At 71.5% G+C, this 25558-nt stretch carries 21 protein-coding genes; 10 read left to right on the forward strand and 11 right to left on the reverse strand.

Annotated elements, in window-relative coordinates:
• Window positions 1-96: 96 nt before the first annotated feature.
• From NI26_RS03420 to NI26_RS03450, 7 genes are all read right to left on the reverse strand, one after another.
• Window positions 97-717 carry a response regulator gene (locus NI26_RS03420; RefSeq protein WP_066652392.1) on the reverse strand — a complete coding sequence of 207 codons (621 nt, stop codon included), beginning with the start codon at window positions 715-717 and terminating at the stop codon, window positions 97-99.
• Window positions 714-2078, reverse strand: coding sequence for a sensor histidine kinase (locus NI26_RS03425; RefSeq protein WP_066652394.1), 1365 nt, complete (start codon window positions 2076-2078; stop codon window positions 714-716). Before NI26_RS03425 ends, NI26_RS03420 begins: the two co-directional genes overlap by 4 nt.
• Before the next feature lie 260 nt (window positions 2079-2338).
• Window positions 2339-3460, reverse strand: a complete 1122-nt coding sequence (locus NI26_RS03430; protein ID WP_066652397.1) for a Gfo/Idh/MocA family protein — start codon at window positions 3458-3460, stop codon at window positions 2339-2341.
• Window positions 3457-4302, reverse strand: a complete 846-nt coding sequence (locus NI26_RS03435) for a ThuA domain-containing protein (RefSeq protein WP_066652399.1) — start codon at window positions 4300-4302, stop codon at window positions 3457-3459. The genes NI26_RS03430 and NI26_RS03435 overlap by 4 nt, the downstream gene beginning before the upstream one ends.
• Before the next feature lie 49 nt (window positions 4303-4351).
• Complete coding sequence (locus NI26_RS03440; protein WP_066652403.1) at window positions 4352-5242, reverse strand: carbohydrate ABC transporter permease; 891 nt, start codon at window positions 5240-5242, stop codon at window positions 4352-4354.
• Window positions 5239-6189 (reverse strand): carbohydrate ABC transporter permease, encoded by a 951-nt coding sequence (locus NI26_RS03445; protein WP_066652406.1) that lies wholly within the window; start codon window positions 6187-6189, stop codon window positions 5239-5241. Before NI26_RS03445 ends, NI26_RS03440 begins: the two co-directional genes overlap by 4 nt.
• A gap of 58 nt (window positions 6190-6247) precedes the next feature.
• Window positions 6248-7486: a sugar ABC transporter substrate-binding protein gene (locus NI26_RS03450; protein WP_066652409.1), complete on the reverse strand. Its 1239-nt coding sequence runs from the start codon at window positions 7484-7486 to the stop codon at window positions 6248-6250.
• Window positions 7487-7733: 247 nt separating this feature from the next.
• On the opposite strand from NI26_RS03450, the gene NI26_RS03455 reads away from it, so the two are divergent.
• The 4 genes from NI26_RS03455 to NI26_RS03470 all read left to right on the forward strand — a co-directional run bounded on the left by NI26_RS03455 (window position 7734) and on the right by NI26_RS03470 (window position 12061).
• The gene (locus NI26_RS03455; RefSeq protein WP_235426482.1) at window positions 7734-8753 is read left to right on the forward strand and encodes a LacI family DNA-binding transcriptional regulator; all 1020 of its coding nucleotides are present in this window, start codon (window positions 7734-7736) and stop codon (window positions 8751-8753) included.
• Between the two features lie 160 nt (window positions 8754-8913).
• Complete coding sequence (locus tag NI26_RS03460) at window positions 8914-10233, forward strand: ABC transporter substrate-binding protein (protein ID WP_066652411.1); 1320 nt, start codon at window positions 8914-8916, stop codon at window positions 10231-10233.
• Between the two features lie 98 nt (window positions 10234-10331).
• Window positions 10332-11213 carry a carbohydrate ABC transporter permease gene (locus NI26_RS03465; RefSeq protein WP_066652417.1) on the forward strand — a complete coding sequence of 294 codons (882 nt, stop codon included), beginning with the start codon at window positions 10332-10334 and terminating at the stop codon, window positions 11211-11213.
• A complete protein-coding gene (locus tag NI26_RS03470) occupies window positions 11213-12061 on the forward strand; it encodes a carbohydrate ABC transporter permease (protein ID WP_081984659.1) in 849 nt (282 codons plus the stop codon). Before NI26_RS03465 ends, NI26_RS03470 begins: the two co-directional genes overlap by 1 nt.
• Window positions 12062-12196: 135 nt before the next feature.
• Here NI26_RS03470 and NI26_RS16770 read toward each other — a convergent pair whose 3' ends face one another.
• Complete coding sequence (locus tag NI26_RS16770; RefSeq protein ID WP_158407728.1) at window positions 12197-12349, reverse strand: hypothetical protein; 153 nt, start codon at window positions 12347-12349, stop codon at window positions 12197-12199.
• A 161-nt stretch (window positions 12350-12510) separates the two neighbouring features.
• Window positions 12511-12957 (reverse strand): MarR family winged helix-turn-helix transcriptional regulator, encoded by a 447-nt coding sequence (locus NI26_RS03475; protein ID WP_066652420.1) that lies wholly within the window; start codon window positions 12955-12957, stop codon window positions 12511-12513.
• A 121-nt stretch (window positions 12958-13078) separates the two neighbouring features.
• Here NI26_RS03475 and NI26_RS03480 point away from each other — a divergent pair, with 121 nt between their 5' ends.
• The gene (locus NI26_RS03480; protein ID WP_066652426.1) at window positions 13079-14065 is read left to right on the forward strand and encodes an AraC family transcriptional regulator; all 987 of its coding nucleotides are present in this window, start codon (window positions 13079-13081) and stop codon (window positions 14063-14065) included.
• Between the two features lie 774 nt (window positions 14066-14839).
• Here NI26_RS03480 and NI26_RS03485 read toward each other — a convergent pair.
• Window positions 14840-15868: a LacI family DNA-binding transcriptional regulator gene (locus NI26_RS03485; protein ID WP_066652428.1), complete on the reverse strand. Its 1029-nt coding sequence runs from the start codon at window positions 15866-15868 to the stop codon at window positions 14840-14842.
• A 158-nt stretch (window positions 15869-16026) separates the two neighbouring features.
• Here NI26_RS03485 and NI26_RS03490 point away from each other — a divergent pair, with 158 nt between their 5' ends.
• From NI26_RS03490 to NI26_RS03510, 5 genes are all read left to right on the forward strand, one after another.
• Complete coding sequence (locus NI26_RS03490) at window positions 16027-17325, forward strand: ABC transporter substrate-binding protein (protein WP_066652430.1); 1299 nt, start codon at window positions 16027-16029, stop codon at window positions 17323-17325.
• 2 nt (window positions 17326-17327) lie between these two features.
• Window positions 17328-18347 carry a carbohydrate ABC transporter permease gene (locus NI26_RS03495; RefSeq protein WP_058728968.1) on the forward strand — a complete coding sequence of 340 codons (1020 nt, stop codon included), beginning with the start codon at window positions 17328-17330 and terminating at the stop codon, window positions 18345-18347.
• A complete protein-coding gene (locus NI26_RS03500) occupies window positions 18347-19240 on the forward strand; it encodes a carbohydrate ABC transporter permease (protein WP_066652437.1) in 894 nt (297 codons plus the stop codon). The genes NI26_RS03495 and NI26_RS03500 overlap by 1 nt, the downstream gene beginning before the upstream one ends.
• A gap of 170 nt (window positions 19241-19410) precedes the next feature.
• Complete coding sequence (locus tag NI26_RS03505) at window positions 19411-21783, forward strand: glycoside hydrolase family 3 N-terminal domain-containing protein (protein ID WP_066657788.1); 2373 nt, start codon at window positions 19411-19413, stop codon at window positions 21781-21783.
• 164 nt (window positions 21784-21947) lie between these two features.
• Window positions 21948-23105, forward strand: a complete 1158-nt coding sequence (locus tag NI26_RS03510) for a PP2C family protein-serine/threonine phosphatase (RefSeq protein ID WP_066652440.1) — start codon at window positions 21948-21950, stop codon at window positions 23103-23105.
• 21 nt (window positions 23106-23126) lie between these two features.
• Here the strand turns inward: NI26_RS03510 and katG are convergent, their stop codons facing one another.
• The gene (katG, locus tag NI26_RS03515) at window positions 23127-25532 is read right to left on the reverse strand and encodes a catalase/peroxidase HPI (RefSeq protein WP_235426485.1); all 2406 of its coding nucleotides are present in this window, start codon (window positions 25530-25532) and stop codon (window positions 23127-23129) included.
• Between the last annotated feature and the right edge of the window lie 26 nt (window positions 25533-25558).

Here is a 25558-nt window from a genome sequence, read left to right on the forward strand (position 1 = left end):
CGCGTCCCTCGTGACGATCGTCGCCGGGACGCGGAGGCGGCACCATCGGACCTTGGTACTAGTACCCGCTCCGCCGGCGTGTGCACGGCCGCGTCGTCACCAGCCGTGGTCGCGGGCCCAGAGCGCCGCACTCGTCCGGTCGGCGACGCCGATGCGGCGGAACAGCGATCCGACGTGCACCTTCACGGTCCGTTCGGCGATCCCGAGCTCGGTCGCGATCTGGCGGTTCGACAGGCCGCGTGCGATGCGGTCGAGCACGTCGCGCTCGCGGGGCGGCAGGGCCGGTCCGCGGTCCCGCCCCGGAGCCGGCGCACCCGGCAGCAGGGCACGGGCGACGCGTGGGTCGACGGGTGCCTCGTCGCGCGCCGTCGAGCGGACCGCGGCGACGACCTCCTCCGGAGCCGCGTCCTTGAGCAGGTACCCGGTCGCCCCGGCGGCCAGGGCAGCGCGCACGCGGTCGTCGTCGGAGAAGGTGGTGAGGACGAGCACCCGGACCGTCGGCATCGTGGTGCGGATCACCCGCGTCGCCTCGACCCCGCCCGCGCCCGGCATGGAGAGGTCCATCACGACGACGTCCGGGTGCAGGGACGCGGCACGCTCGGTGGCCTCCTCACCCGTGCCTGCCTCGCCGACCACGTCGCAGTCGGTCGTGGTCGCGAGCACGGCGCGGAGGCCCTGTCGGACCAGGGCGTGGTCGTCGACGAGCAGGACCCTCACCGCAGCGACTCCGTCCTGGCGGGCAGCGTCAGCTCCCAGGCGGTCCCCGCCCCAGGTGCGGTCCGCAGCAGCAGCGCGCCGCCGGTGTCCTCGGCGACCTCGCGCAGGAGCGTCGTGCCGAGGTGCCCGGCGGGAGCCGGCCCGTCGAGGAGCCGCGGGTCGAACCCCACCCCGTCGTCGGACACGCGCACCACCAGGTCCCCGCGGTCGGTCCGCACCGACACCCGGATGCGGGTCGCGTCGGCGTGCTTCACGGCGTTCCAGACCGCCTCACGCACGAAGCGCACGACCGCGGTCCGCGCGGCCGTGGAGGCCTCGAGCGGCTCCGGCACGTCGACGTCCGTCACCACCCCCGCGGCCCGGGCACGGGCGCACGCGTCGTCGAGCGCGGCACCCAGGCCGTCGCGACCGGGAGCGGCCGGGCGGATCGTCGCCATCGAGGTCCGGAGGGCGGACACCGCCTGCCGGAGCGTCTCGGCGGCGGCACGGGTCTCGGGCACCGCACCGAGGGAGAGTGCGAGCCCGGCGACGTCCTGCACGGGACCGTCGTGCAGTTCGCCCGCGAGGCGTCGGCGCTCGGCCGCCTCGGCGTCGAGCGCGCGCCCGAGCAACCGCTCGCGGAGCCGCTGGCCCGTGCGGATCCGCACGAGCAGCCAGAGCAGCAGCGGCACGAGCAGCACGAGCACGACCCCGACGGTGCCGAACGCCAGCGCGGCGAACGCGGCCCGCAGGTCGGCGGCGCGGGCGATGACCTGGTCGTACGGCCGGTACGCCTCGAACAGCAGGGCCTCACCCGAGGGCGTGTGCACCGCCTGGTACGCCTCGAGCAGCGGTCCGTGCCCGCGTTCGTACCGGTTCTCGGGCTCGTCCAGGTCGGACACCTCGGCGTCGGACCGGTCGGTCCGGAGCGCCGCGAGGTCCTCGTCGGAGAGCGGGAAGCGCTCACCGACCAGCCGGGGTTCGTCGGACCAGAGCACGGTGCCGTCCGCGCCCCAGAGCTTCAGGCGCACCGTCGAGCCGGCGCGGGACTCGCCGGCCAGGGCGTCGTCGAGTCGTGCGCGGGCGACGGCTCGGGCGTCCGGGTCGCCGCTGGTGACGTCGTCCACGAGGGCGGGCTCCACCACCACCCGGGCGAGCGCAGCCGTGTCGGCGGTGGCGTCCCGCACGGCGAAGGACTCGGCGACGCGCTGCGACACGAGGGTGCCCGCGGTCGCGACGACGGCGCCGCCGAGCAGCGCGGCGACGACGACCCCGACGAGGACCCGCCGCCAGGGGGTCCGTGCCGCACGACGACGCGGGTCGGCGGTGACGAGCACGACCGGGGTCGGCTGCCCGCTGGTCGACGCCCGGTGTCCACGCACGGAGCAACCGTAATCGCCCTGAGCTGCACTCGCGTCCTGGTCGCGGATGCCGGACGAGCCGACCGTGTGTCGTGTGCCCGTTCCTCCCCATCACGCCTGGAGTGGGAAGCGGAACCGCGCGTACCTGGTCAGGAGGAACGACCTGGTACGCGCGGATCCGCCCGCGACGCGCGGATCCGTCCGGCGGGGTGGCGCGAACAGCGACGGACGGGAGGCGCGGTGCCGGCCGGCACCGCGCCTCCCGTCCGTGCGTGCCTGCGTCAGCCCGCGGGCGTGCGGTCCGGCGCGGAGGCGAGCGCCTGCCGCACCGACCCCCACGCGGCGAGCCGCTCCCGGACGGCGTCGTCCCGCTCGACCTCGAGCGCCGTCGCGTGCGCCTGCTCGAGCACGTCGTCGACCACGACGCGCTGACCCGAGCGGGCGGAGGCGATCGCCGCGTCCACCATCACCAGGCTCATGACGTTGCCGTGCACCTCGCCGTCGGGGGTGACCCCGGTCCGGACGGCCCGCACGAAGGACGCGAGCGCCCCGGCGATCTCCGTACCGACTCCCGGCGCACCCGCCGGCGTGCCGGGTGCGTCGTCGATCACGCTCGACGGGTCGTGGTCGCCGTCCCACGACGCCGACCCCGACGCTCCCGACGCGCGCCAGTCACCGTTCCACGACGTCTCGTCACCGGGCGCGCACCACGAGCCGTCGTAGACGTACCGGACGTCGTCCTCGAAGGTGAACACCGCGGCGGCGTCCGCGTCACCGCGGTACCAGGACCACGACGGGTTCCACGACTCGCAGTACACCGACACCGGGTCGCGCTCGAGCACGTAGCGGGCGGAGTCGAAGGCGTGGATCGCCATGTCGAGGAGCAGGACGTCGTCCATCTCCTCGCGGAAGCCGCCGAAGTGCGGGGCCTTCGCGAACCGGGTGTTCAGGCTGCCGACGCCGCCGAGCGCGCGGACGTGCTGCCGGAAGGCCACGAGCTGGTCGTTGTAGCGGCGCGACTGCGACACCATGAACAGCTGCCCGGTGGCCTCGGCGGCGGCGGCGAGGGAGAGCGCCTCGGCGACGGTCTGCGCCGCGGGCTTCTCGCCGAGGACGGGGACTCCCGCGTGCAGGGCGTCCATCGTCACCGGGTGGTGGGCGACGGGCACCGTGATGTCGAGGACGGCCTCGGCGCCGGTCTCCGCCAGGAGCGCGGGCAGGTCACGACCGACCGGGATCGTCGGGGACCCGGCGAGCTCTGCCCCGGCGCGGGCGGCGTCGAGGTCGAGGTCGACGACTCCGACGAGCTCGACGTCCGGGTCGGCGGCGACCGTCCCGAGCCACGCGCGGCCCATGCCGCCGGCGCCGACCTGCACGACCCGCAGCGGGGCGTGCTCGGTCATGCGCGGGCCTCGGCGGGCTCGGTTGGCTCGGCGGACTGGGCGGGCTCAGCGGGCTCGGCGAGCTCGTCCTCGGGTGCGTCGTCGAACGGGCCGCGGTAGTGCTGCCCGTCGAAGTACTCGCCGAGGTCGTAGCGGCGCAGGGTCGGCAGCTCGCGCTCGCGCTCCGGTCGCGCCCACTCGGCCGCGTTCGCGATCACCCGTCGGACGTCCGGGTGGTGGTACACGGGGAAGTCCTGGTCCCCGGGGGAGAAGTAGAAGATCCTCCCCAGGCCGCGGCGGTAGGTCATGCCGCTCCGGAAGACCTCGCCGCCGGTGAACCCGGAGATGAAGACCAGCTCGTCGGGCGTGGGCACGTCGAAGTACTCGCCGTACATCTCCTGCTCGGGGATGACGATCGGGTTCGGGACACCGCGGGTGATCGGGTGCTGCGGGTTCACGGTCCAGACGAGCTCCTGGTCGTGCTCGCTCCGCCAGCGCAGGGTGCAGGTGGTGCCCATGAGCTTGCCGAAGATCTTCGACCAGTGGCCGGAGTGCAGGACCACGAGCCCCATGCCGGACAGCACGTGCTTGTGGACGCGGTCGACCACGGCGTCGTCGACGTCGGCGTGGGCGGCGTGCCCCCACCAGGTCAGGACGTCGGTCTCGGCGAGCACGGCATCGGTCAGCCCGTGCTCGGGCTCCTGCATGGTGGCGGTGCGGACGACGGCGTCCGGCAGGTTCTCGCGGATGCCGTCGGCGATCGCGCCGTGCATGCCGTCGGGGTACCGCTCGGCGACGTGCTGCTCGACCTGCTCGTGGACGTTCTCGCCCCAGACGGTGATGCGCAGCGGGGTGGTGGTCATGGTGTGGGCCTTCCTGGAGGGGTGGCGTGGAGCACGTCGGGGGCGGTCGTCACTTGACCGCCCCGCCGAGTGCACCGGCGGAGATGTAGCGCTGGGCGACGATGAGGAGCACGGCCGCCGGCAGGGACGCGAGGACCGACGTCGCCATGACGGGTCCCCAGTCGGTGACGTTCGAGCCGATGTAGTTGTAGATGCCGAGCGTGATCGGTCGGACCGCATCGGTCGAGGTGAGCGTGAGCGCGATGAGGAAGTCGCCCCACGCGCCGAGGAACGTGAAGAGTGCCGCGGTGACGATGGCGTTGCGGCTGATCGGCAGCACGATCGACACGAAGGCACGCAGGTCGTTCGCCCCGTCGACGAGCGCGGCCTCGACCAGGCTCGGCGGGATCGACTCCATGAACGCCCGCATGAGCAGGATCGCGAAGGGCACCTGCACGGCGCTGTCGGCCAGGATCAGCCCGACGTAGCTGTTGAGCAGCCCGACGTTGTTGAAGAGCGTGTACAGCGCGTTGGCGATCACGATGCCGGGGATCATCTGCGTGATGAGCAGCACGAGCAGGAACACCTTCGTGCCGCGCATCCGGAACCGGGCGAGGCCGTACGCCGCCGGGGTCGCGATCGCCAGCGTGAGCAGGACGGTGCCGAGGCCGATGATCATGCTCGACACGAAGTTCTGCCCCTGCTGGGCGAAGGCCGCCCGGTAGCCGGCGAACGTCGGGTTCCACGGGAACCAGGTCGCGGTGGCGGCTCCCGAGGTCGCCTGGAGGCTCGTGTTCACCATCCAGTACACGGGGAAGACCATGATCGCGAGGAACACGATCCCGAGGATGGTGAACGGCAACCCCTTCGCGGTGCGGCGCGGGCGGGGCGCTCGTGCGCTCCGCTTCGTCGTGATCGCGCGGGTGACGGTCACGGTCTGGTTCGCGAGTCCGACGCTCATTCGTCGACCGCCTTCCGGGAGATCGCGATGTAGACCATCGCGAAGACGAACGAGACGACGATGAGCACGTTGCTCACCGCGGCTCCGATGCCGAACTGGAAGTTGATGAACGACTGGTGGTAGGCGTTCGTGGCGAGCGTCTGCGTCGAGTTCGCGGGACCGCCGCCGGTCAGGCCGAGGATGATGTCGACGACCTTCAGCGTGTAGACGACCCCGAGCACGATGACCACGCTCACGACGCTCCGGATGCTCGGCCAGGTGATGTACCAGAACGCCTTGACGCCGGTGGCACCGTCGAGGGCGCCCGCTTCGTAGAGCTCCGGCGGGACGGACTGCAGCCCGCTGTACAGGATCGTCGTGTTGAAGGGGATGCCGAGCCAGACGTTCACGCCGATGACGGCGATGAGGGCCAGGCTCGGGCTGACCAGCCACGGCACGGGGCCGATGCCGACGACGCCGAGCAGCTGGTTCAGCGCACCGCTGTCCTGGTCGAGCAGCCACTTCCACACCGCGCTCGAGGCGATGAGGGGGAGCAGCCACGGCAGGAGCAGCAGGCCGCGCAGGAAGCCCGACAGCGGGAAGTGCCGCCGGAAGAACAGCGCGAGGCCGAGGCCGAGGACGAACTGCAGGACGATCGAGCCCGCGGTGAACAGGGCGGTGTTGACGACGCTGGTCGTGAAGACGCTGCTCGAGAAGACCGCGATGTAGTTGCCGAGGCCGACCCAGGGGGCCTCGCCGGTGAAGAAGGTCTTCGTCGTGTAGTCCTGGAACGACATCAGGATGTTCTTGACCACGGGGTAGCCGAAGAACAGGGCCACGAACACCGCGGCCGGCACGACGAACAGCCAGCGGGTGATGGACGACCGGATGCGCGCGCGGCGCTGTCCGGGGCGGGCGGGGGCCGCGGGCGTCGTCGCCCGGGGCCGGATCTGCGTGGAGGCGCTCATGTCAGGTCCTTCCGTCAGGGAACGGGGAGCCGGTCTCGCGACCGGCTCCCCGGCTCCGCTACTGGTTCTGCGACTGCGCCTGCTCGAGCGCCTGCTCGGGGTCGGCCTTGCCGGTCAGTGCGAGCTGCACGGCGGTGTAGATCCTCGTGGCGGCCTTGGGCCAGTCCGGTCCGAGCTCGGCCGTCCGGGCCCGGGCGGTCTGCACGGTGGTGACGAACGAGGCCACGTCGGCGTGGTCCTCCGCCCACTTCTTGCCGACCTCGATGTTGGTGGGCACGTTGCCGCTGACCCCGGCCAGGACGGCCTGCATCTTGTCGCTGTTCAGGCACCCGACGAACTTGCCGGCGAGCTGCATCGTGTCCTTGTTCCCGGTCTGCGGGACGGTGAAGGCCTCGCCGCCGAGCGGGGCGACGGTCTCGGACCCGGTGCGCGTCGGGATCGGGACGCTGTCGAACTCCAGGTCCTTCGCCTTCTTGAGCGCCGGTAGCTGCCACGGACCGTTGATCATCATCGCGGCCTTGCCGGCGATGAACTGGTTGTTGACGTCGGCCTGCGCCCAGTTGATCGAGCTCTTCGACATCGAGCCGTCGTCCTGCAGGTCCTGCACGAGCTGCAGCGCCTGCGCGGCCTCGGGCGTCGCGATGTCCTTCTCGTCGCCGCCGTTCGACCAGAAGAACGGCAGGAACTGCCAGGTGCCCTCGTAGGTGTTGATGTTGCTCATCGCGAAGCCGTACGTCGACCCGTTCGTGAGCTTCTTCGCGGCTTCCTTGAGCTCGTCCCACGTCTTGGGCGGCTGGACACCTGCCTCGTCGAGCAGCTTCTTGTTGTAGTACAGCGCGATGGAGTTCGTGTTCGGCTGCAGCCCGTAGAGCTTGCCCTCGAACGTGTTCGCGCCCTTCACGCCGGGGACGTCGTCGTCCGCGTCGAGGCCGTAGTCGGCGAGGTCGGACAGCGCCCCGGACGAGGCGATCTGCTGCACGTCGGGGTTGTCGAGCATGAGCACGTCGGGCAGGGTGCGCGACGACGCCTGCTGCAGGACCTTCGAGATGAGGCCGGCGCCGGCGACGTGGTTGATCTTCACCTCGACGCCGACGTCCTTCGCGCACTGCTGGTACACGGGGTCGTAGTTGGCGTCGTAGTAGTCCTCGATCGTGAGGGTCTTGCCGCCGCCGCCGGACGACGATGCGTTGCCGGAGCCGGAGCACCCGGCCAGGACGAGGGGGACCGTCGCGACGATCGCGGCGGCGCCGACGAGGGCGCGGCCCCGGCGGGACGTGGAGCGGAAACCAGGCTTCATTGCACTGCTCTTCTCTTCGCGGATGCGGGGAAGGACACGGTGCGTCGACTCCACTGACGTCGTCGTCGCGGTGGTCCTGGGGCGAGAAGCTAACAGAAAAGCGCTTCACCTGTAAAGCGCTTTTCTGGTTCCGGTGCGGGTCTATGCTCGTGACCACCGCAGTGCACGCGGAGCAGGACGGCACCGTCGCCGGCCTGCCGCCGGACGTGCACGGAACCCGACGGTGCCGATCGATCAGGAGGGGCCGATGGCCACGATGCAGCAGGTCGCCGACCGCGCCGGCGTCTCCATCGCGACGGTGTCGTTCGTGGTGAACGGCACGAAGTACGTCACGCCGGCGACGACGGCGAAGGTCACCGCGGCGATGCGCGAGCTGAAGTTCCGCGGCAACGTCGTGGCGCGCGCGCTCGCCAGCCGGCGGACGCGGATCATCGCCCTGCTCTTCCCGACGACGGGCAACCGCTTCAGCCCGACCACGTCCGAGTTCTTCATGAACGCCGCGGAGCGGGCCTCCGAGCGCGGGTACCACCTGGTGCTCTGGCCCGTCGACCCGGCCGGCGACGACCTCGACGACCTCGTCTCCGGCGGTCTCGTCGACGGCGTCGTCCTCATGGAGGTGCGGATGGACGACCCGCGCGTGGTCAAGCTGTCCGAGCTCGGGGTGCCCTTCACCCTGATCGGCCGGACGCGCGACGCGGACGAGCTGCCGTACGTGGACATCGACTTCGAGACCACCATCGAGGACGGACTCGACCACCTGCAGGGTCTCGGCCACCGGCGCTTCGGGCTCGTGCTCGAGAGCCTCGAGGGCACACCGATGGCCGGGTACGCACCGCACCTGCGGGTCGAGGACACCTTCCGCCGCTCGGTCGCCGAGCGCGGCGGTGCGGGAACGATCGTGTACGCCGGCCCCGGGAGCGAGGGCGGTCGCGACGCCGCCCGACGCCTGCTCGAGGCGGACCCGGACGTCACCGCGGTGCTCGTGATGAAGGACGACTCGTCCGCCGGTCTGCTGGTCGGTCTCTACGGCGCGGGTCGTAGGGTGCCTGATGACGTCTCGGTGCTCAGCATCGCGTCGTCGGCCGCAGCGGGGGACCAGCACCACCCCCGCCTGTCGACGATGATCGCGCCCGGTCGCGAGCTCGGCGTGCGCGCGGCCGACGCGCTGATCGACCGCCTCGACGGCACGTCCGTCGAGCTCCCGCACTTCCTGCTGCCCTGCGTGCTCCGCCCCGCCGAGTCGACGGCCCCCGCACCCACCCGCTGACCCGCGCGGCCACGCCTCGGACGGGAGGCACGTGGCGGGCCCGCACCGCGCCTCCCGTCCGTCGCCTACTCAGGCTCCCTGTGCGGTCGCTCAGGCGCGCTTGGTTCTGTGGTGCCACGTGATCGCCGGGTGCTCGCGCACCCTTCGTCGAGGAGGACGGATGGCAATCGACCGCAGGCTCTTCCTGCTCGGGGGCACGGGGGTGCTGCTGCTCGCCGGCTGCTCCACCCGGCCGGAGCGCACCACCGTCGAGCAGTGGCCCACCGACCCGCCCGAGGGTGACGTCACGATCAGCTGGTGGGCGGGGCAGGTGGCCTCGAAGGACGGCGGTGACCTCCGTCGCCGGTTGATCGCGGAGTTCCAGAAGGAGCACCCGAACATCCGCGTGCGGATCGTCAGCGCCCCGAGCGACACCGACACGAACCGCACCAGCCTGACGACGCAGATCGCCGCGGGGAGCCCGACACCGGACGTGTACCTGGGCGACGTCGCGTGGCCCGGGCAGTTCGCGAAGAACAAGCTCGCGACCCCGGTGAACCAGCTCGTCGGCGAGGACTTCTTCGAGCAGTTCCCCGAGGGACTCCGGCTGGCCGCCAGCGTCGACGGGACCTACTACATGTTCCCGCTCTACATCGACGAGTCGTTCTTCCTGTACCGGCAGGACCTGCTCGACAAGCACGGGTTCCAGGTCCCGCGCTCGTGGGAGGAGGTCAAGGAGACCGCCGCGAAGCTCGTCGACACGGGCGACGTCGACTACGGGCTGGCGTTCCAGGGCGACGTGTACGAGGGCCTCACCTGCAACGTCACCGAGTTCGTCGCCGACGCGGGCGGCTCGCTGCTCAACGACGACCTGACGAAGCCCGCGACCACGAGCTCGGAGACGAAGCGCGCCTTCGAGTTCATGCGGTCGCTCATCACCGACGGCGCCGCACCGCGCGCGACCCTGACGTACCAGGAGCAGGACACGAACGACGCCTTCGCAGGCGGTCGCGCCGCGTTCCTGCGCAACTGGTCGTACGCGTGGGGCATCGCCAACGGGCCGGACTCCGCGGTCGCGGGCAAGGTCGGTCTCGCCGCGCGCCCGACGTTCGACGGCACGGACGAGCACCACTCGACGATCGGTGGGTGGGGGAACTACATCAACCCGCACACCCAGCAGCCCGCGGCGGCGCTCACCTTCGCGGCCTGGATGTCGAGCGAGACGGCGCAGCAGTTCCTCACCCGCGAGGGCGGCGTCCTGCCGGCCCGCAGCGCGAGCCTGGTCAGCGACGACGCGAAGCGGCAGAACCGCCCGACGTACGACACCGCGGCGGGCATCACGCTCGTTCCCCGTCCGACCTCGACGGCGTACTACCCGAAGGTCTCGCAGGGCGTGTACCAGAACGGCAACAGCATCCTCGGCGGGCAGGCCTCCGTCGACGGCGGCACCCGCGCGATGGCCTCCGCGATCTCGCTCGCCCTGACCGGGGACGCGCTGTGAGCGCCGGCACCGCGACGCGGACGCCGGCCGGCGCAGCCGAGGGACGGACTCCGCGGAGGAGGCCCGACGGGTACCGCCCGACGAGCGCTCGGTCGCGGATGGAGCGCGTCCGTGCCCGGGGTGCGTGGGGCTTCGCCGCCCCGGCGCTCCTGGTCGTCGCCGCGGTCACGATCTTCCCGGTGGTGTACTCGATCGTCCTGAGCTTCGCGGACGTCGAGATCGGCTACGACGGCTTCACGATCCAGGGCTTCGGCCTCGGCAACTACGCGGCCCTGCTGCAGAGCGCCGACTGGTACCGGGCGCTCGGCTTCACGGTGCTGTACACGGTCGTCACGGTGTCCGTGGAGCTCGTCCTCGGCATGCTCGTCGCCCTGGTGCTCGAACGGCTGGGGGTCACCCGCGGCTGGATGCTCGCGCTGCTCCTCGTGCCGTGGTCGCTCGTGACGATCGTGAACGCACAGCTGTGGAAGTACATCTACGACTCGACCTACGGCGTCGCGACGTGGTTCTTCGGGCTGTTCGGCGACGCCCCGGTGATCCTCGGTGAACCGGTCCCCGCGATCACGGGTCTGATGGTCGCGGACATCTGGAAGACCACGCCGTTCGTGGCGATCATCCTGCTCGCGGGCCTCGTCCAGATCTCGGAGGACCTCTACGAGGCCGCCGAGCTCGACGGGGCGAACGGGTGGCAGACGTTCTGGCGCGTCGTCGTCCCGCAGCTGGCGCCGACCCTGACGATCGCGGTCCTGTTCCGCGTGCTGCAGGCGTTCGGCGTCTTCGACCTGCCGTTCGTGCTGACGAACGGCGGACCGGGCACCACGACCCAGTCGCTCGCGATCATGGGCTACAAGGTGCTCTTCCAGGACATCAACATCGGACCGGGCGCAGCGATCGCGACCAGCACCGCGGTCATCGTGGCCGTCGGGTGCCTGCTCTTCCTGCGGGCGTTCCGGAACCAGGCGAAGGGAGGGGATGCCTGATGCCCCGTCAACGTGTCCGCAAGGGCTGGCGGAAGTGGGTCAACACCGTCAACGTCAGCGGTGTCGTCATCGCCGTGCTCACCGCGCTGCCGCTCTACTGGCTCGTCTCGACCTCGCTCAAGCCGTCGTCGGAGATCGCCCAGTCGCCGCCGACCGTCGTGCCGCAGTCGCTGACGTTCGACAACTTCGTCGTGGCCTTCCGCGACAACGCCCTCGGGCAGTACATGGTGAACAGCATCGTGGTGTCGGTGGCGACGACGGTCATCGTGCTCGCGCTGTCCTTCCTCGCCGGGTACGCCCTCGCCGGGCGGTGGATCAAGGGCCGCACGGCGATCATGACCTCGCTGCTCATGCTGTCGGTCTTCCCGGCGATCGCGGTCCTGACGCCGCTGTACCTGCTCGAGCGGAACCTCGGGCTGCTCAACTCGTACCCGGGCCTGGTCGTGCCGTACGTCGCGTTCAACCTGCCCTTCGCCATCTGGATCATGCGCAACTACCTGCAGGGGATCCCCTCGACCATCGAGGAGGCCTCCGAGATCGACGGCGCCGGCGCCTGGCGCACCGTGCTGTCGGTGATCCTGCCCATGGCGAAGCCCGGGCTCTTCACCGTCGGGGTGTTCACCTTCACGGCGTCGTGGAGCGAGTTCCTCATGGCGCTCACCTTCAACAGCGAGAACTCGTTCCGGACCATCCCGGTCGGCATCGCCCTGTTCGGGACCCAGTTCACCGTGCCGTTCGCGCAGATCTTCGCGGCGAGCGTCGCCGCGACGATCCCGATCGTCATCCTCGTGCTGGTGTTCCGCCGCTCGATCGTCTCCGGGCTCACCAGCGGAGCGGTCAAGGGGTGACGTCCGCAGCCTCGGTGACCGCGGACCGGTCGCCGGCCCCGTGACGGACGGGAGGCCCGTGGCGATCCCGCCACGGGCCTCCCGTCCGTCACCCGGCCGGTACGCGCTCGTCGCGGCCCGGACGGTGCCGTGCCGTCAGCGACGTGCGTCGCGCGCGGTGTCGGTGAAGAAGTCGGCGTACAGGCCGTTCGCGTCCTGCAGCTCGCCGTACTTCCACCGCTTGCGCATCCGGCGGAACGTCTCGATGCGCACCGGGTCGATGCCCGGCTCGGACTGGTACGAACCCATGGTTCCTCCCCGTTTCCCTGATCCACCCCCGTGTGGGGGTACCCAGTGGTGACGGTACGGGCACGGCGACTCCGCGTCCGGCAAGATAGGTCGGGAAGTTACCTAACTGCGCTTGTTGGACAAACGTTCGAGCAGGGTCCTCGGCCGCCCGTAGCCTGCCGTCAGGGGGTCGGAGCGCCGTACTCGAGCGCCTCGATCACACGATCGATCACGCGGACGTACCGCGTGATCTCGCGCTCGGAGAAGGAGGACAGGAGCTCGTGCAGGTGCTCGTTCGTACTGTCCATCGCCGCGGCGTAGGCGCGCTGCGTGTCCGGCGTGAGCTCGATGAACCGGCTGCGGCCGTCCTCCGGGTTCGGCACGCGGCACAGGTGCCCGGCGCGTTCGAGCCGGTCGACCGTCCCGGTGACCGCCGGGCCCGTCAGGCCGAGGTGCGACACGAGGTCCTTCACCCGGACCGTCCGGTCGGCCGCGGCGGCGCGGGCGACGAACTGCAGGACCGTGAGGTCCGAGCCGGAGACGGAGAGGCGTTCGCGCAGTCGGCCGCGGAGGGCACCCATCGCGGCTTCGAGCCGGGTGATCGCCGCCGTCAGGTCGATCTCACTCACGTGGTCGCCCCCTCCGTGCGCATTGGTCGTGCGCGACATTACGCGGCACCCACCCCAGAACCGTATCCGGATAACGAGGAAGCATGCGCCATCTGGACAGAGCCACGCCGACGGACCTGCCGTGGCTGACCCGTTGATCGAGGCGTTCGGCGCCGAGGAGACCATCGCACCGGTGCGGTTCGAGGTGTCCGGGACGCGCCCGGACGCCGCCGTCCGCGCCCTCGGCGGCATCTACGCGGGGGAGCGGTGGAGCGCCGTGCCGTCCCACGGGCGGTTCGACTACCGCTACACCGCGATCGGGGACAGCGAGGTCACCATCCGGCGCTCCCAGATGCACGGCGAGATCCGGGGCTGGATGCCCGTCGGCTCGGTCGACTACGTCGTCACGTGGATCAGCACCGGCACGGGTGAGCTCGAGATGCGCGGTGAGCGTTGGCCCATGCTGCACGACACCCCGGTGATGTTCCCCGCCGACGAGGAGTTCGGCTTCGTCACCGCCGACTACGACCAGCGACTGGTGCACTTCGACCGCGAGTTCGTCCGACGTGTCGCCGCGGCGCGGGCGGACGTCGCGGACCGGCCGATGCGGTTCGACGCGCGACGCGGTGCCGACGAGTCGATCGAGCACCGCTGGCAGGGCGCCCTGACGGCGTTGTCCCGGGCGCTGCGCGTCGGCGGACCGGACTCAGACGCGTGGCAGGACGCCAAGGTCACCGCTGCCGAGGTCTTCCTCGACATGTTCCCGCCGCAGAGCGACGACCTGCCCGACGTGCTGGAGCAGCCGCGGAACGCCCGGCTCCGGGCCGCCGTGGAGTACATCCACGCGCACGCCGCCGAACCGGTGTCGATCGTCGACCTGTCCGAGGCCGCGGGGTTGAGCGTGCGGTCCGTCCAGGAGTCCTTCCGGCGGGTCTTCGACGTCTCCCCGCTGACCTACCTGCGCCACGTGCGGCTCGACCGCGTGCACGAGGAGCTCCTCGAGGCAGGGCCGCAGGCCGGTGCCGTCGGGGACATCGCGCGCCGGTGGGGCTTCGCGCACCTCGGGCGGTTCTCGGCGTCCTACGCCGAGCGCTTCGGCGAGTACCCGAAGCAGACGCTGCGGCGCTGAGCGCTGCGCCGCTGAGCGCTGAGCGCTGCGCTGCGCCGGTCGGCGCAGCGCGCAGCGGCGGGCGCGACGTGCTCACGCACGACCAGGAGCACGTCGCGCCACGGAACGCCGTGGCGCGACGTGTCTTCGGTTGTGCCGCTGGCGCCGCGGGCGCGAGCGGCGCGAGCGGCGCGGCCTGCGCCGCTGTCGGCGGGTGCGACGTGCTCACGCATGACCAGGAGCACGTCGCGCCACGGAAAGCCGTGGCGCGACGTGCCGTCGGTTGTGCCGCAGGCGTCGTGGGCGCCGCGGGCGCGAGCGGCGCGGCCCGCGCCGCGGCAACGACGTGATTCCGTCTCCCGACCGCGGCGCACTGTCGCTCCCGCGGACGACTCGCGCCATCGCGCAGCAGGCGAGCACCGCCGGACGGGAGGCGCGGTGCCAGGTCGTCGCGCGCCTCCCGTCCGTCGATCCGTCGGGACGTCGTGACGGCTGAGCGGGTACGACACGCCGCGGGCGTGCGTCGGGCGGGTGCGATCGGTTGCCAGCAGCGCCGAATGTGACGGATGTGGCCCGCTCGCCGGACCGCCGGGAGGCGCGGCGCCTGCCGCGCGGCTCCCGTCCGTCGACCTGTCCGTCGGCCCGTCGCGACGGCTGAGTGGGTACGACCCGCCGCGGGCGTGCGTCGGGCGGGTGCGATCGGTTGTCAGCAGTGCCGAGCGTGACGGATGTGGCCCGCTCGCCGTACCGACGGGCTCCGCAGCGCCGGCAGGCGCCGCGCAGCGGCCGCGCGCCTCAGGCGTGCGCCGGCGCCGTGCTGCTCCGGACGCGCAGCGTCGAGCGCAGGCGCACGTGGTCGCTCGTGGGCTCGCCGCGGAGCATGGCGAGGAGCATCGCGACCGCGCTCGCGCCGAGTTCGGCGAGCGGCTGGGCCACGGTGGTGAGCGGCGGCGTCGTGGTCGACGCCTGCGGGACGTCGTCGAACCCGACGACCGACAGGTCCTCGGGCACGCGCAGCCCGAGCGACGCTGCGGCGTGCAGCACGCCGATGGCCGACGAGTCGTTCGCGGCGAACACCGCCGTCGGCCGGTCGGGCAGCGTGAGGAGCTCGTGAGCAACGGCTGCCGAGCGCTCCTCCTGGTAGTCACCGGCGCGCACGAGTCGCTCGTCGACCGCGATGCCGGCGGCGGCGAGGGCGTCCCGGTAGCCGGTCTCGCGGAGCTGCGACGACGCCAGGTCACTGCGCCCCTGCACGTGGGCGATGCGGGTGTGCCCGAGCTCGAGCAGGTGGTCCACGGCGTCCCGGGCCCCGGCGACGTTGTCGGTGTCGACGGTCGCGTGGCCCTCCGGCCCGGTGTGCGGGTCGATCGCGACGACGGGGATGGACGCTCCCGACAGGGCGGCGGAGGGGGTCACGACGATGGCGCCGTCGATGAGCGTTCCGGACAGGCGTGAGAGCGAGCGGCGTTCCCACCCGGGCTGCCCCGTGCCGGCCTCGAGTCCGGCGTAGGCGAGCAGCTCGTAGCCGGTCCCCGTGGTCGCCGCCGAGACGCCGCGCAGGAGCTCGGTCGAGAACGGCTCGAACTCGGGGACCAGGATGCCGATGACGTTGGTGCGGGAGCTCCGCAGGCTGCGCGCGACGAGGGACGTCTCGTAGCCCAGGCGCTCGACCACCTCCTGGACGCGGAGCATGGTCGCGGGCGCCACGCCGTCGCGGTTGTTGACCACCTTCGACACGGTCGGGATCGAGACGCCGGCGGCACGCGCGACGTCCGCGATCGTGACCCGCCCCGGTCCGGGCGTGTGGTCGACGGCGGTCTGCATGTGCTCACCGTACCGCCGCCACAGCGTTCCGCCAGCGAGCAGATCACGGTTAGAAAACGTTATCGATAACGATTGACAAGCCCGTGGAGCAGCTGGCACGCTCTCCGCAGCGGCATCGACTGCCGCGAACGTCAACGACGACACCGAGGAGTTCCACGATGACGAGGAAGATCCGTGCCGCGGCAGCCATCGCGCTGGTCGGGGCCACCGCTCTCACGCTGGCGGGTTGTTCCGCCGGCGGCAGCGACCCGTCGGAGGACGGCGGCAAGGTCACGATGACCTTCTGGCACAACTCGACCACCGGTCCGGGCAAGGCCTACTGGGACAGCACCGTCAAGGCGTTCGAGGAGAAGTACCCGAACGTCACCATCAAGACCCAGGCGATCCAGAACGAGGACCTGGACGGCAAGCTCCAGACCGCGCTCAACTCCGGTGACGGCCCGGACGTCTTCCTGCAGCGCGGCGGCGGCAAGATGGACGCGATGATCGCGGCCGGTCAGCTCATGGACATCTCCGACTCGATCAGCGACGACGCGAAGCAGTCGATCAGCAAGGGCACCTTCGCCGGGTACGAGAAGGACGGGAAGACCTACGCCATGCCGGGCGCCGTGCTCCCCGAGGGCATCTGGTACTCGAAGGACCTGTTCGAGCAGGCCGGCATCGACGGCACCCCGACCACGATGGACGAGCTGAACGAGGACATCGCCAAGCTCAAGGCCAAGGACATCGACCCGGTGGCCGTCGGCGCGAAGGACGCCTGGCCCGCCGCGCACTGGTACTACAACTTCGCGCTCCGCGAGTGCAGCGAGAAGACGCTGAACGACGCGGCGAAGACGCTCGAGTTCGACGACGCGTGCTGGACCAAGGCCGGCCAGCAGCTCGAGGACTTCAACGCGACGAAGCCCTTCAACCAGGGCTTCCTCACCACCGCCGCGCAGCAGGGCGCCGGCAGCTCGGCCGGACTCCTGGCGAACCACAAGGCCGCGATGGAACTCATGGGCGCCTGGGACCCGGGCGTGATCGCCTCGCTGACCCCCGACGCGAAGCCGCTCGGCGACCTCGGGTGGTTCCCGTTCCCCGCGGTGGACGGCGGCAAGGGTGACCCGAAGTCGATGATGGGTGGTGTCGACGGCAACTCCTGCTCGGCACAGGCCCCGAAGAAGGCCTGCACGGACTTCCTCAACTTCATCGTGCAGAAGGACAACCAGGAGGCGTACTACAAGGCCTTCAACGCGATCCCCGTCAACAAGGACGCGCAGTCCGTCGTGTCCGAGCCCTACCTGAAGACGGCCCTCGCCGCCTACCAGGAGGCCCCGTTCGTCTCGCAGTACCTCGACACCCTGTACGGCCAGAACGTCGGCAACGCGCTGAACACCAGCGTCGTCGACCTGCTCGCCGGCAAGGGCAGCGCGAAGGACATCGTCGAGACCACCAACCAGGCCGCGGCCAAGGGCTGATCATGGCGCTCGACACCTCCCTCGGCACGACCCCGGCGAAGGCGTCGGGCACGGCTCCCGGGACGTCCCCGGCGGGGAGCGGTTCGCCGCTCCCCGCCCGGCGGACCGCCCAGCGCGTCGCCGACTGGCGCAAGCGCGTCGAGATCGCGGTCCTCGCCGGACCCGCGGTCATCGTCTTCGTGACGTTCGTCATCCTGCCGGTGGCGCTCGCCGCGTACTACGGCTTCTACAAGTGGCAGGGCTACGGCCCGCCGACGAACTTCGTCGGGCTGCAGAACTACCTGATCATCTTCCAGGACAAGGCGTTCCAGTCGGTCCTGCTGCACAACGGCTTCATCGTCGTGATGTCGCTCGTGCTCCAGGGCCCGATCGCCATCGTCCTCGCCCTGCTGCTCAACCAGAAGATGCGCGGCCGCGGGCTCGTCCGCGTGCTCGTCTTCGTGCCCTACGTGATCTCCGAGGTCATCGTCGGCACCGGCTGGAGCCTCATGCTGCAGTCCAACGGCGCCGTGAACGACCTGATGCAGGGCATCGGACTCGGCGGACTCCGTCAGGACTGGCTGTCCAACCCGGACATCGCCATCTGGAGCCTCCTCGCGATCATCTCGTGGAAGTACATCGGCTTCGCGGTGATCCTGTTCCTGGCCGGTCTGCAGAGCATCCCCGAGGAGCTCTTCGAGGCCGCGGCGATCGACGGTGCGAGCTACTGGCAGATCCAGCGCCGCATCACCCTGCCGCTGCTCGGCCCCACCATCCGCATCTGGGCGTTCCTGTCGATCATCGGCTCGCTCCAGCTGTTCGACCTCGTCTACATCATCTGGGGCCAGTACATCTCGTCGACCGCAGGGACCTCGACCATGGCGACGTACATGGTCGCGAACGGCCGGACCTCGGGGAACTACGGCTTCGGCAGTGCCGTCGCGGTGGTCATGTTCCTGATCTCGCTCGCCGTCGCCCTGGTCTACCAGCACTTCGTGCTCCGTCGGGACACCGCCGGCGCCATCACCGAGAGGAAGCACTGATGGCCGTCACCAGCGCCACCACCAACCTCGTCGCCCCCGGCCGCCGCGGTGCCCGGGCACGGAAGTCCGGCGCAGCACTCGGCCAGGCGAGCCCACTGACCTACGTCGTCGCGATCCTGTTCGTCGCCGCGAACCTCGCCCCGGTGCTCTACATCGTGCTGGGCGGGTTCCGGACGAACTCGCAGATCACGACGAGCCCGGCCGGTCTGCCGGCACCGTTCCAGTTCGGCAACTACGGATCGGTCCTGTCGAGCGGGATCTTCTGGCAGCAGCTCGGCAACTCGACGATCAGCGCGGTCACCACGACGCTCGGCGTCGTCGTGCTCGGGCTCATGGTCAGCTTCGTGCTCGCCCGCTACTCCTTCCGGGGTCGCGGTGCGGTGTACGCGCTGTTCGCCGCGGGCCTGATGTTCCCGATCACGGTCGCGATCACACCGCTCTACCTGCTCGTCAAGGACCTCGGTCTCACGAACAGCCTGGCGGGCGTGATCCTGCCGCAGATCGCCTTCGCCCTGCCGACGACCGTCATCATCCTGGTGCCGTTCCTGCGGGCGATCCCGGACGAGCTCGAGGAGGCCGCCTCGATCGACGGGGCCAGCCGCCTCGGCTTCTTCTTCCGGATGATCGTCCCGCTGTCCCTGCCCGGTGTGGTGACCGTCGGCATCCTGGCGTTCATCGGCAGCTGGAACAGCTACATCCTGCCGCTGTTCATCCTCAACAACGAGGCCGCCTACACGCTGCCGCTCGGCGTCCAGGCGTTCTCGTCGCAGTACTCCGTCGACACGGCGAAGGTGCTCGCCTTCACGTCGATGTCGATGATCCCCGCGCTGGTGTTCTTCACGATCTTCCAGAAGCGCATCGTCGGCGGTCTGACCGGGGCGGTGAAGGGGTGACCACGCTCGACCACACGGTCACCACCGACGGCCAGGCGGCACGCGGCACGTCCGCACCGCGGCCCGCCGCCACCCGTGACGGACGGGAGGGACGTGGCGACGCCGCCACGGGCCTCCCGTCCGACCCGGGACACGTCACGGACGCGACCGCGTCCGACCGCGTCACCACGCTGCTGGCCGCGATGACCCTCGAGGAGAAGACCGCGCAGCTGGTCGGCTACTGGCTCGACCAGAACGGCGTCGTCGCCCCGATGCAGGGCGAGATGGCCGCGGCCCAGCAGGGCACGACGCTCACCGACGTCACCCGGCACGGCCTCGGCCAGTACACCCGCGTGTACGGCACCCGTCCCGTCGAGCCCGACGAGCGCGCCGCCTGGCTGTGGGCGGAGCAGCGTCGGCTGAAGCGCGAGACCCGCCTCGGCATCCCGGCGCTCGTGCACGAGGAGTGCCTGACCGGGCTCGCGGCGTGGAAGGCCGCGACGTTCCCGACACCGCTGGCGTGGGGTGCGTCGTTCGACCCGGAACTCGTCGAGCACGTCGGCGCCGTGATCGGCCGCTCGATGCGCGAGCTCGGCGTCCACCAGGGCCTCGCGCCCGTGCTCGACGTCGTCCGCGACCCCCGCTGGGGACGGGTCGACGAGTGCATCGGCGAGGACCCGTACCTCGTCGGCACCGTCGGTACCGCGTACGTCCGCGGTGTGCAGAGCGCCGGCGTCGACGCCACGCTCAAGCACTTCCTCGGCTACTCGGCCTCGCGCGCCGGCCGCAACCACGCCCCGGTCCACGCCGGACCGCGCGAGGTCGCCGACGTGTTCCTGCCGCCGTTCGAGATGGCCCTCGTCGACGGCGGCGCGCGGAGCGTCATGAACTCGTACGCCGAGGTCGACGGCGTCCCCGTCGCCGCCGACCCCGCGCTGCTCACCGACCTGCTGCGCGACCGGCTCGGGTTCGACGGCACGGTCGTGGCCGACTACTTCTCCGTCGCGTTCCTCGAGGTCATGCACGGCGTCGCCCGTGACCGCGGCGAGGCCGCTGCGACGGCGCTCGCCGCCGGCATCGACGTCGAGCTGCCGACCGGTGACGCCTACCTGGCGCCGCTGGTCGAGCGGGTGCGCAGCGGACTCGTCGACGAGGCCCTCGTCGACCGCGCCGTGCTGCGCGTGCTCCGGCAGAAGGAGCGGCTCGGCCTGCTCGACCCGGACGTCTTCGAGGACGAACCGCCCACCGGTGTCGACCTCGACTCGCCGGAGCACCGGGTGCTCGCGCGGCGGCTCGCGGCGGAGTCGCTCGTGCTGCTCTCGAACGACGGCGTGCTGCCGCTCGACGGTGGCGCCTCAGCCCCCGTCTCCCCGACCCCGGGCGCCGACCTGCAGGGCCCGGTCGCGGTGATCGGCCCGAACGCCCACCGCGCCGAGGCCCTGCAGGGCTGCTACTCCTTCGCCAACCACGTGCTGGCCACGCACCCCGGGCTGGAGGCCGGTTTCGCGATCCCGACCGTGCTCGAGGCGATGCAGGACGCGCTCGGGTCCGACACGGTCCGGTACGCCCGCGGTGCCGAGGTCGAGGGTGAGGACCGCGCCGGGTTCGCCGAGGCGGTGGCGGTCGCGCGGGAGTCCTCGGTGGCGGTCGTCGTCGTCGGCGACCAGGCCGGCCTGTTCGGTCGTGGCACGGTCGGCGAGGGCAACGACTCCGAGTCGCTCGACCTGCCGGGCGTGCAGCGCGAGCTCGTCGAGGCCGTCGTCGCCACCGGCACGCCGACCGTCGTCGTGCTGCTGACCGGTCGTCCGTACGCGATCGGCTGGGCACTCGACGGCGACCAGCCGAAGCCCGCGGCGGTCGTCCAGGCGTTCTTCCCCGGCGAGGAGGGCGGCACCGCGATCGCCGACCTGCTCACCGGTGCCGCGGCACCGTCCGGCCGCCTGCCCGTCTCGCTGCCGCGGTCCGCCGGCGCGCAGCCGTACTCGTACCTGCACCCTCGTCTCGGCGGACCGTCCGACGTCACCGCGACGGACTCCACGCCGGTCCGACCGTTCGGCTACGGCCTGACCTGGACGTCCTTCGCGTACGAGGACCTGACGGTGGACGGGACCGCGTCCACGGACGGAGCGCTCACCGCGTCGGTCACCGTGCGGAACACCGGCGACCGGGACGGCGTCGAGGTCGTCCAGCTCTACGGGCACGACCCGCACGCGTCGATCACGCGCCCGGTCGCGCAGCTGCTCGGCTACGCCCGGGTCGCGGTCGCGGCGGGGGAGTGCGTCACGGTGCGGTTCGACGTGCCGGTGCAGCGGTTCGCCTTCACCGACCGCGCGATGCGGAAGGTGGTCGAGCCGGGGGACGTCGAGGTGTGGGTCGCGTCCGACGCGGCGGCGTCGCGGCCGGGAGGCCCGGTGGAGACGGGCGGGATCGTCGCGTCCGGGGACGGTCCGGTCCGGCACGAGTTCCCCCGGTCGGCGACGGACCGTGCGGTCGTGCGCCTGACCGGCGCCGTGCACGAGGTCACGCTGGCCGACCGGCGCACCGTGACCTGGACGACCGTCTGAGCTGCCGACGCCGCCGTGGAGTGTCCGGATCAGGGCCTCTGCGGCGGCGTCCGCGTGCGTTCCGACGTCCGGCCGGTAGCGTGGAACGAGTCTTCCACGGGGACCGCGTCACGGTGCGCCACCACGCACCGCGGCCCCGGTGGACCAGGAGGAGGACGACACCCGTGAGCACCGACGACCAGGCACGCGTGCGCAGCGCGCTCGTGGCGGCACTCGACGTCGTCGACGCGCCACCGTCGGAGCGCTTCGAGCGCATCGTCCGGGTCGCGCGCGAGGTCTTCGACGTGCCGCTGTCGTACGTCAACGTGCTCGACGACGACCTGCTGCACACCCTCACCCCGAACGTGCCCGACGAGATCGTCTCCGGACCGGTCGGGTGGTCCTTCTGCCAGCTGACGGTGCAGCACACGGAGCCGACCGTCGTGCCGGACACCACGGCCGACCCCCGGACCGCCGACCTGCCGGGCGTGACACGGCGCGGCATCCGGTTCTACGCGGGCGTCCCGCTCACGATCGCGGGTGGGGAGCCCGTCGGGACGCTCTGCCTGATGGACACGCGACCGCGCGCCTTCTCGCCGCAGGACACCGCCGCGCTCATCGACCTCGGACACTGGGCCGAGCGCGCGCTCGCCCAGGGGCTGCACCACGACCGCCTGCTCGAGGTCGCAGGCGCACTCGCGCCGAGCGCCGTCGCGCCCGACGGCTACCGGATCGCCGGCACAACGGTGCCCTACGGCGACCTCAGCGGCGACCTGCACGACTGGTCGGTCGTCGACGGCGACCTCGTGCTGACGCTCGCCGACGTCATGGGCAAGGAGCAGCCGGCCGCGCTCCTCGCGGCCGGGATCCGGGCTGCCCTCCGGCAGCACCGCACCGTCGCGCCCGTGGCCGCCGTCGCCGCCGTCGAACCCGCCCTCGCCGAGGACCTCGGACGTGCGAGCGCCTTCGCCACACTGTTCCACGCCCGGCTCGACCCGGCCAGCGGCGTGGTCGACGTGGTGGACGCGGGCCACGGGCTGGCGGTGCACGTGCCGGCGGCGGGGACGCCTCGGGTGCTCCGGTCCCACGGGCTGCCGCTGGGGTTGCACGCCGAGGGTGCACGGCGCAGGGCGTCGACCACGGTCCTGGAGCCCGGGGACGTCCTCGTCGTGGTGAGCGACGGGGCGCTCGACCTGGGTGACGGGACGATCGACACCCTGCTGGACCTCGCGCGGACCCTGCGCGCCGCGTCGAGCGTCGACGCCTTCCTCGAGACGGTGCGGCTGCGTGCGGCCGAGCGGGCCGAGGACGACGTGACGGTCGTCGTCCTCGGCCGGGCCTGACCGCGCACAGCGGCCTCCGGCTCAGGCAGCCATCGGGCCGTACCGGCGGTGCCCCTTGACGTCGTAGCGATCGAGCATCATCACCTTGTCCCAGGCGGCGACGAAGTCCCGCACGAACCGCTCCCGCCCGTCGCTGCCGGCGTAGACGTCGACGATCGAACGGAGCTGCGCGTTCGACCCGAACACCAGGTCGTTCCGCGAGGCCGTCCACCGCTCCTCGCCGGTGGCCTGCACGGTCCCGGTGAAGGTCGACTCGTGCTCGTCCGTCCTCGTCCACACCAGGTCGGTGTCGGTGAGGTTGACGAAGAAGTCCGTCGTCAGCGCGCCGACGCGGTCGGTCAGGACGCCCGTCGACGAGCCGTCCCAGTTCGCGCCGAGCACCCGCAGCCCGCCGGTCAGCACCGTCCACTCCGGTGCCGTGAGCGTCATGAGGTTCGCACGGTCCAGGAACACCGCCTCCGGAGCGACGCCGGGGGCGAAGTCTGCGAAGCGCTCGGACACGTGGTTCCGGAACCCGTCGGCGATCGGCCGGAGCCACTCGAACATCTCGACGTCGGTCTGCTCCTGGGACGCGTCCACACGGCCGGGCGTGAACGGCACGGTGACCTCGACACCCGCGGCGCGTGCGGCGTCCTCCACCCCGACGCAGCCCGCGAGCACGACCAGGTCGGCGAGCGAGACGTGCTTCCCGTCCTGCTCGAAGGCGGCCTTGACGCTGCGGAGGGTCTCGACGACCGGGACCGTCCGCCGGTTGATCGGCCAGTCCTTCTGCGGGGCGAGCGCGATCCGCCCGCCGTTGGCACCGCCGCGCTTGTCACTGTCCCGGTAGGTCGACGCGGCGGAGTACGCGGTGACGACCAGGTCGGAGACCGAGGTGCCGGTCGACCGGATCGCCGCTCGGAGCGTCTCGACGTCCGCGTCGCTCAGGGGCTCGCCGACCGGGTCGGGCAGCGGGTCCTGCCACAGCAGGTCGTCCGAGATCGTCGTCTCCGGACCGAGGTAGCGGTGCTTCGGCCCCATGTCGCGGTGCGTCAGCTTGTACCAGGCCTTCGAGAAGGCCGTGGTGAACAGGTCGAAGTCGGCGAGGAAGCGCTCGCACACCTCGCGGTAGGCCGGGTCGACCTTGAGCGCGATGTCCGAGGTCATCATCATGAGCGCGTGTGTCTCGCCGGGCACGTGGGCGTCCGGGGTGCGCGGGGCCTCGGGGTCCGCCGGGGTCCACTGCAGGGCGCCCGCCGGGCTCTTGGTCTGCTCCCACTCGTGGCCGAACAGGTTCTCCAGGTAGCTGTTGTCCCAGCGGGTCGGGTCCTGGGTCCAGCTGCCCTCGATGCCGTTCGTCATCGTGTCCTTGCCGTTGCCGGCACCCTTCGGGTTGTGCCACCCGAGCCCCATCGCCTCGATCGGCGCGATCTCCGGCGGCGGACCGATCTCGGCTGCGGGGACCTGGCCGTGGCTCTTGCCGAACGCGTGGCCGCCGGCGATCAGGGCGACCGTCTCCTCGTCGTTCATGGCCATCCGGCTGAAGGTGATGCGGATGTCCCGCGCCGAGCCCATCGGGTCGCCGTTCGCGTACGGTCCCTCGGGGTTCACGTAGATGAGCGCCTGGTGCGAGGCAGCGAGCGGACTCTGCAGGTCGTAGTCCGCGTCGCCGTTCTCGCCGTGCCACCGCTCGTCGCGCTGGACCATGTCGTCCTGGCTCTCGACGTGGTGCGGGTCCCGGACCTCCGGGCCCCACCAGGTGCCCTCGTCCGGCTCCCACGCGTCGAGTCGACCGCCGCCGAAGCCGTACGTCGGCAGACCCATGAGCTCGAGCGAGCAGTTCCCCGTGAGGACCATCAGGTCGGCCCACGAGAGCGCGTTGCCGTACTTGTGCTTGATCGGCTGGAGCAGACGTCGCGACTTGTCGGTGTTCCCGTTGTCCCACCAGCTGCTGATCGGGGCGAAGCGCTGCATCGCGGTGCCCGCTCCGCCGCGACCGTCCGCGATCCGGTAGGTCCCCGCGGCGTGCCAGGCCATCCGGATCATCTGCGGGCCGTAGTTGCCGTAGTCCGCGGGCCACCAGTCGACCGAGGTCGTGAGCAGCTGCGTGATGTCGCGCTTGAGCTCGTCGAGGTCGATCGTCGCGAAGGCCGCCGCGTAGTCGAAGTCCGCACCGAGCGGGTCGGCGTCGACGCCGTTGCGGTGCAGCAGCTCGACACGGAGCCGCTGCGGGTACCAGCCCTCGAGCGACGACGGTGCCTGACCGAACGTCCCGCCCAGGTGGTCACCACCGGCGGGCAGGGACCCGGCCATGTGGAAGCTGCAGGTGTCGGTGCCGTCGGCGTCCCGGCCGTGGGAACCGTGGAAGGACGCGCCCTGCGGGGTCGCGGTGTCGTGCTGCCCGCTGTCGTCGGTGCCGTGCGTGCCGGTCGTGCTGTCGTTGCTCAACGCTGCTCCTGTTCGATGACTGTCCG

Source organism: Curtobacterium sp. MR_MD2014, from assembly GCF_000772085.1.
Classification (GTDB): domain Bacteria; phylum Actinomycetota; class Actinomycetes; order Actinomycetales; family Microbacteriaceae; genus Curtobacterium.

What these genes read in the sequence shown, in the direction of transcription:
- NI26_RS03435 (WP_066652399.1), bottom strand. Translation starts at nt 4,302, where the DNA reads ATGACCACCACCCCGCTGCGCATCACCGTCTGGGGCGAGAACGTCCAC.
- NI26_RS03430 (WP_066652397.1), bottom strand. Translation starts at nt 3,460, where the DNA reads ATGACCGAGCACGCCCCGCTGCGGGTCGTGCAGGTCGGCGCCGGCGGC.
- NI26_RS16770 (WP_158407728.1), bottom strand. Translation starts at nt 12,349, where the DNA reads ATGGGTTCGTACCAGTCCGAGCCGGGCATCGACCCGGTGCGCATCGAG.
- NI26_RS03495 (WP_058728968.1), top strand. Translation starts at nt 17,328, where the DNA reads ATGGCGCTCGACACCTCCCTCGGCACGACCCCGGCGAAGGCGTCGGGC.
- NI26_RS03445 (WP_066652406.1), bottom strand. Translation starts at nt 6,189, where the DNA reads ATGAGCGCCTCCACGCAGATCCGGCCCCGGGCGACGACGCCCGCGGCC.
- NI26_RS03450 (WP_066652409.1), bottom strand. Translation starts at nt 7,486, where the DNA reads ATGAAGCCTGGTTTCCGCTCCACGTCCCGCCGGGGCCGCGCCCTCGTC.
- NI26_RS03485 (WP_066652428.1), bottom strand. Translation starts at nt 15,868, where the DNA reads ATGCAGACCGCCGTCGACCACACGCCCGGACCGGGGCGGGTCACGATC.
- NI26_RS03470 (WP_081984659.1), top strand. Translation starts at nt 11,213, where the DNA reads ATGCCCCGTCAACGTGTCCGCAAGGGCTGGCGGAAGTGGGTCAACACC.
- NI26_RS03460 (WP_066652411.1), top strand. Translation starts at nt 8,914, where the DNA reads ATGGCAATCGACCGCAGGCTCTTCCTGCTCGGGGGCACGGGGGTGCTG.
- NI26_RS03500 (WP_066652437.1), top strand. Translation starts at nt 18,347, where the DNA reads ATGGCCGTCACCAGCGCCACCACCAACCTCGTCGCCCCCGGCCGCCGC.
- NI26_RS03490 (WP_066652430.1), top strand. Translation starts at nt 16,027, where the DNA reads ATGACGAGGAAGATCCGTGCCGCGGCAGCCATCGCGCTGGTCGGGGCC.
- NI26_RS03465 (WP_066652417.1), top strand. Translation starts at nt 10,332, where the DNA reads ATGGAGCGCGTCCGTGCCCGGGGTGCGTGGGGCTTCGCCGCCCCGGCG.
- NI26_RS03455 (WP_235426482.1), top strand. Translation starts at nt 7,734, where the DNA reads ATGGCCACGATGCAGCAGGTCGCCGACCGCGCCGGCGTCTCCATCGCG.
- NI26_RS03440 (WP_066652403.1), bottom strand. Translation starts at nt 5,242, where the DNA reads ATGAGCGTCGGACTCGCGAACCAGACCGTGACCGTCACCCGCGCGATC.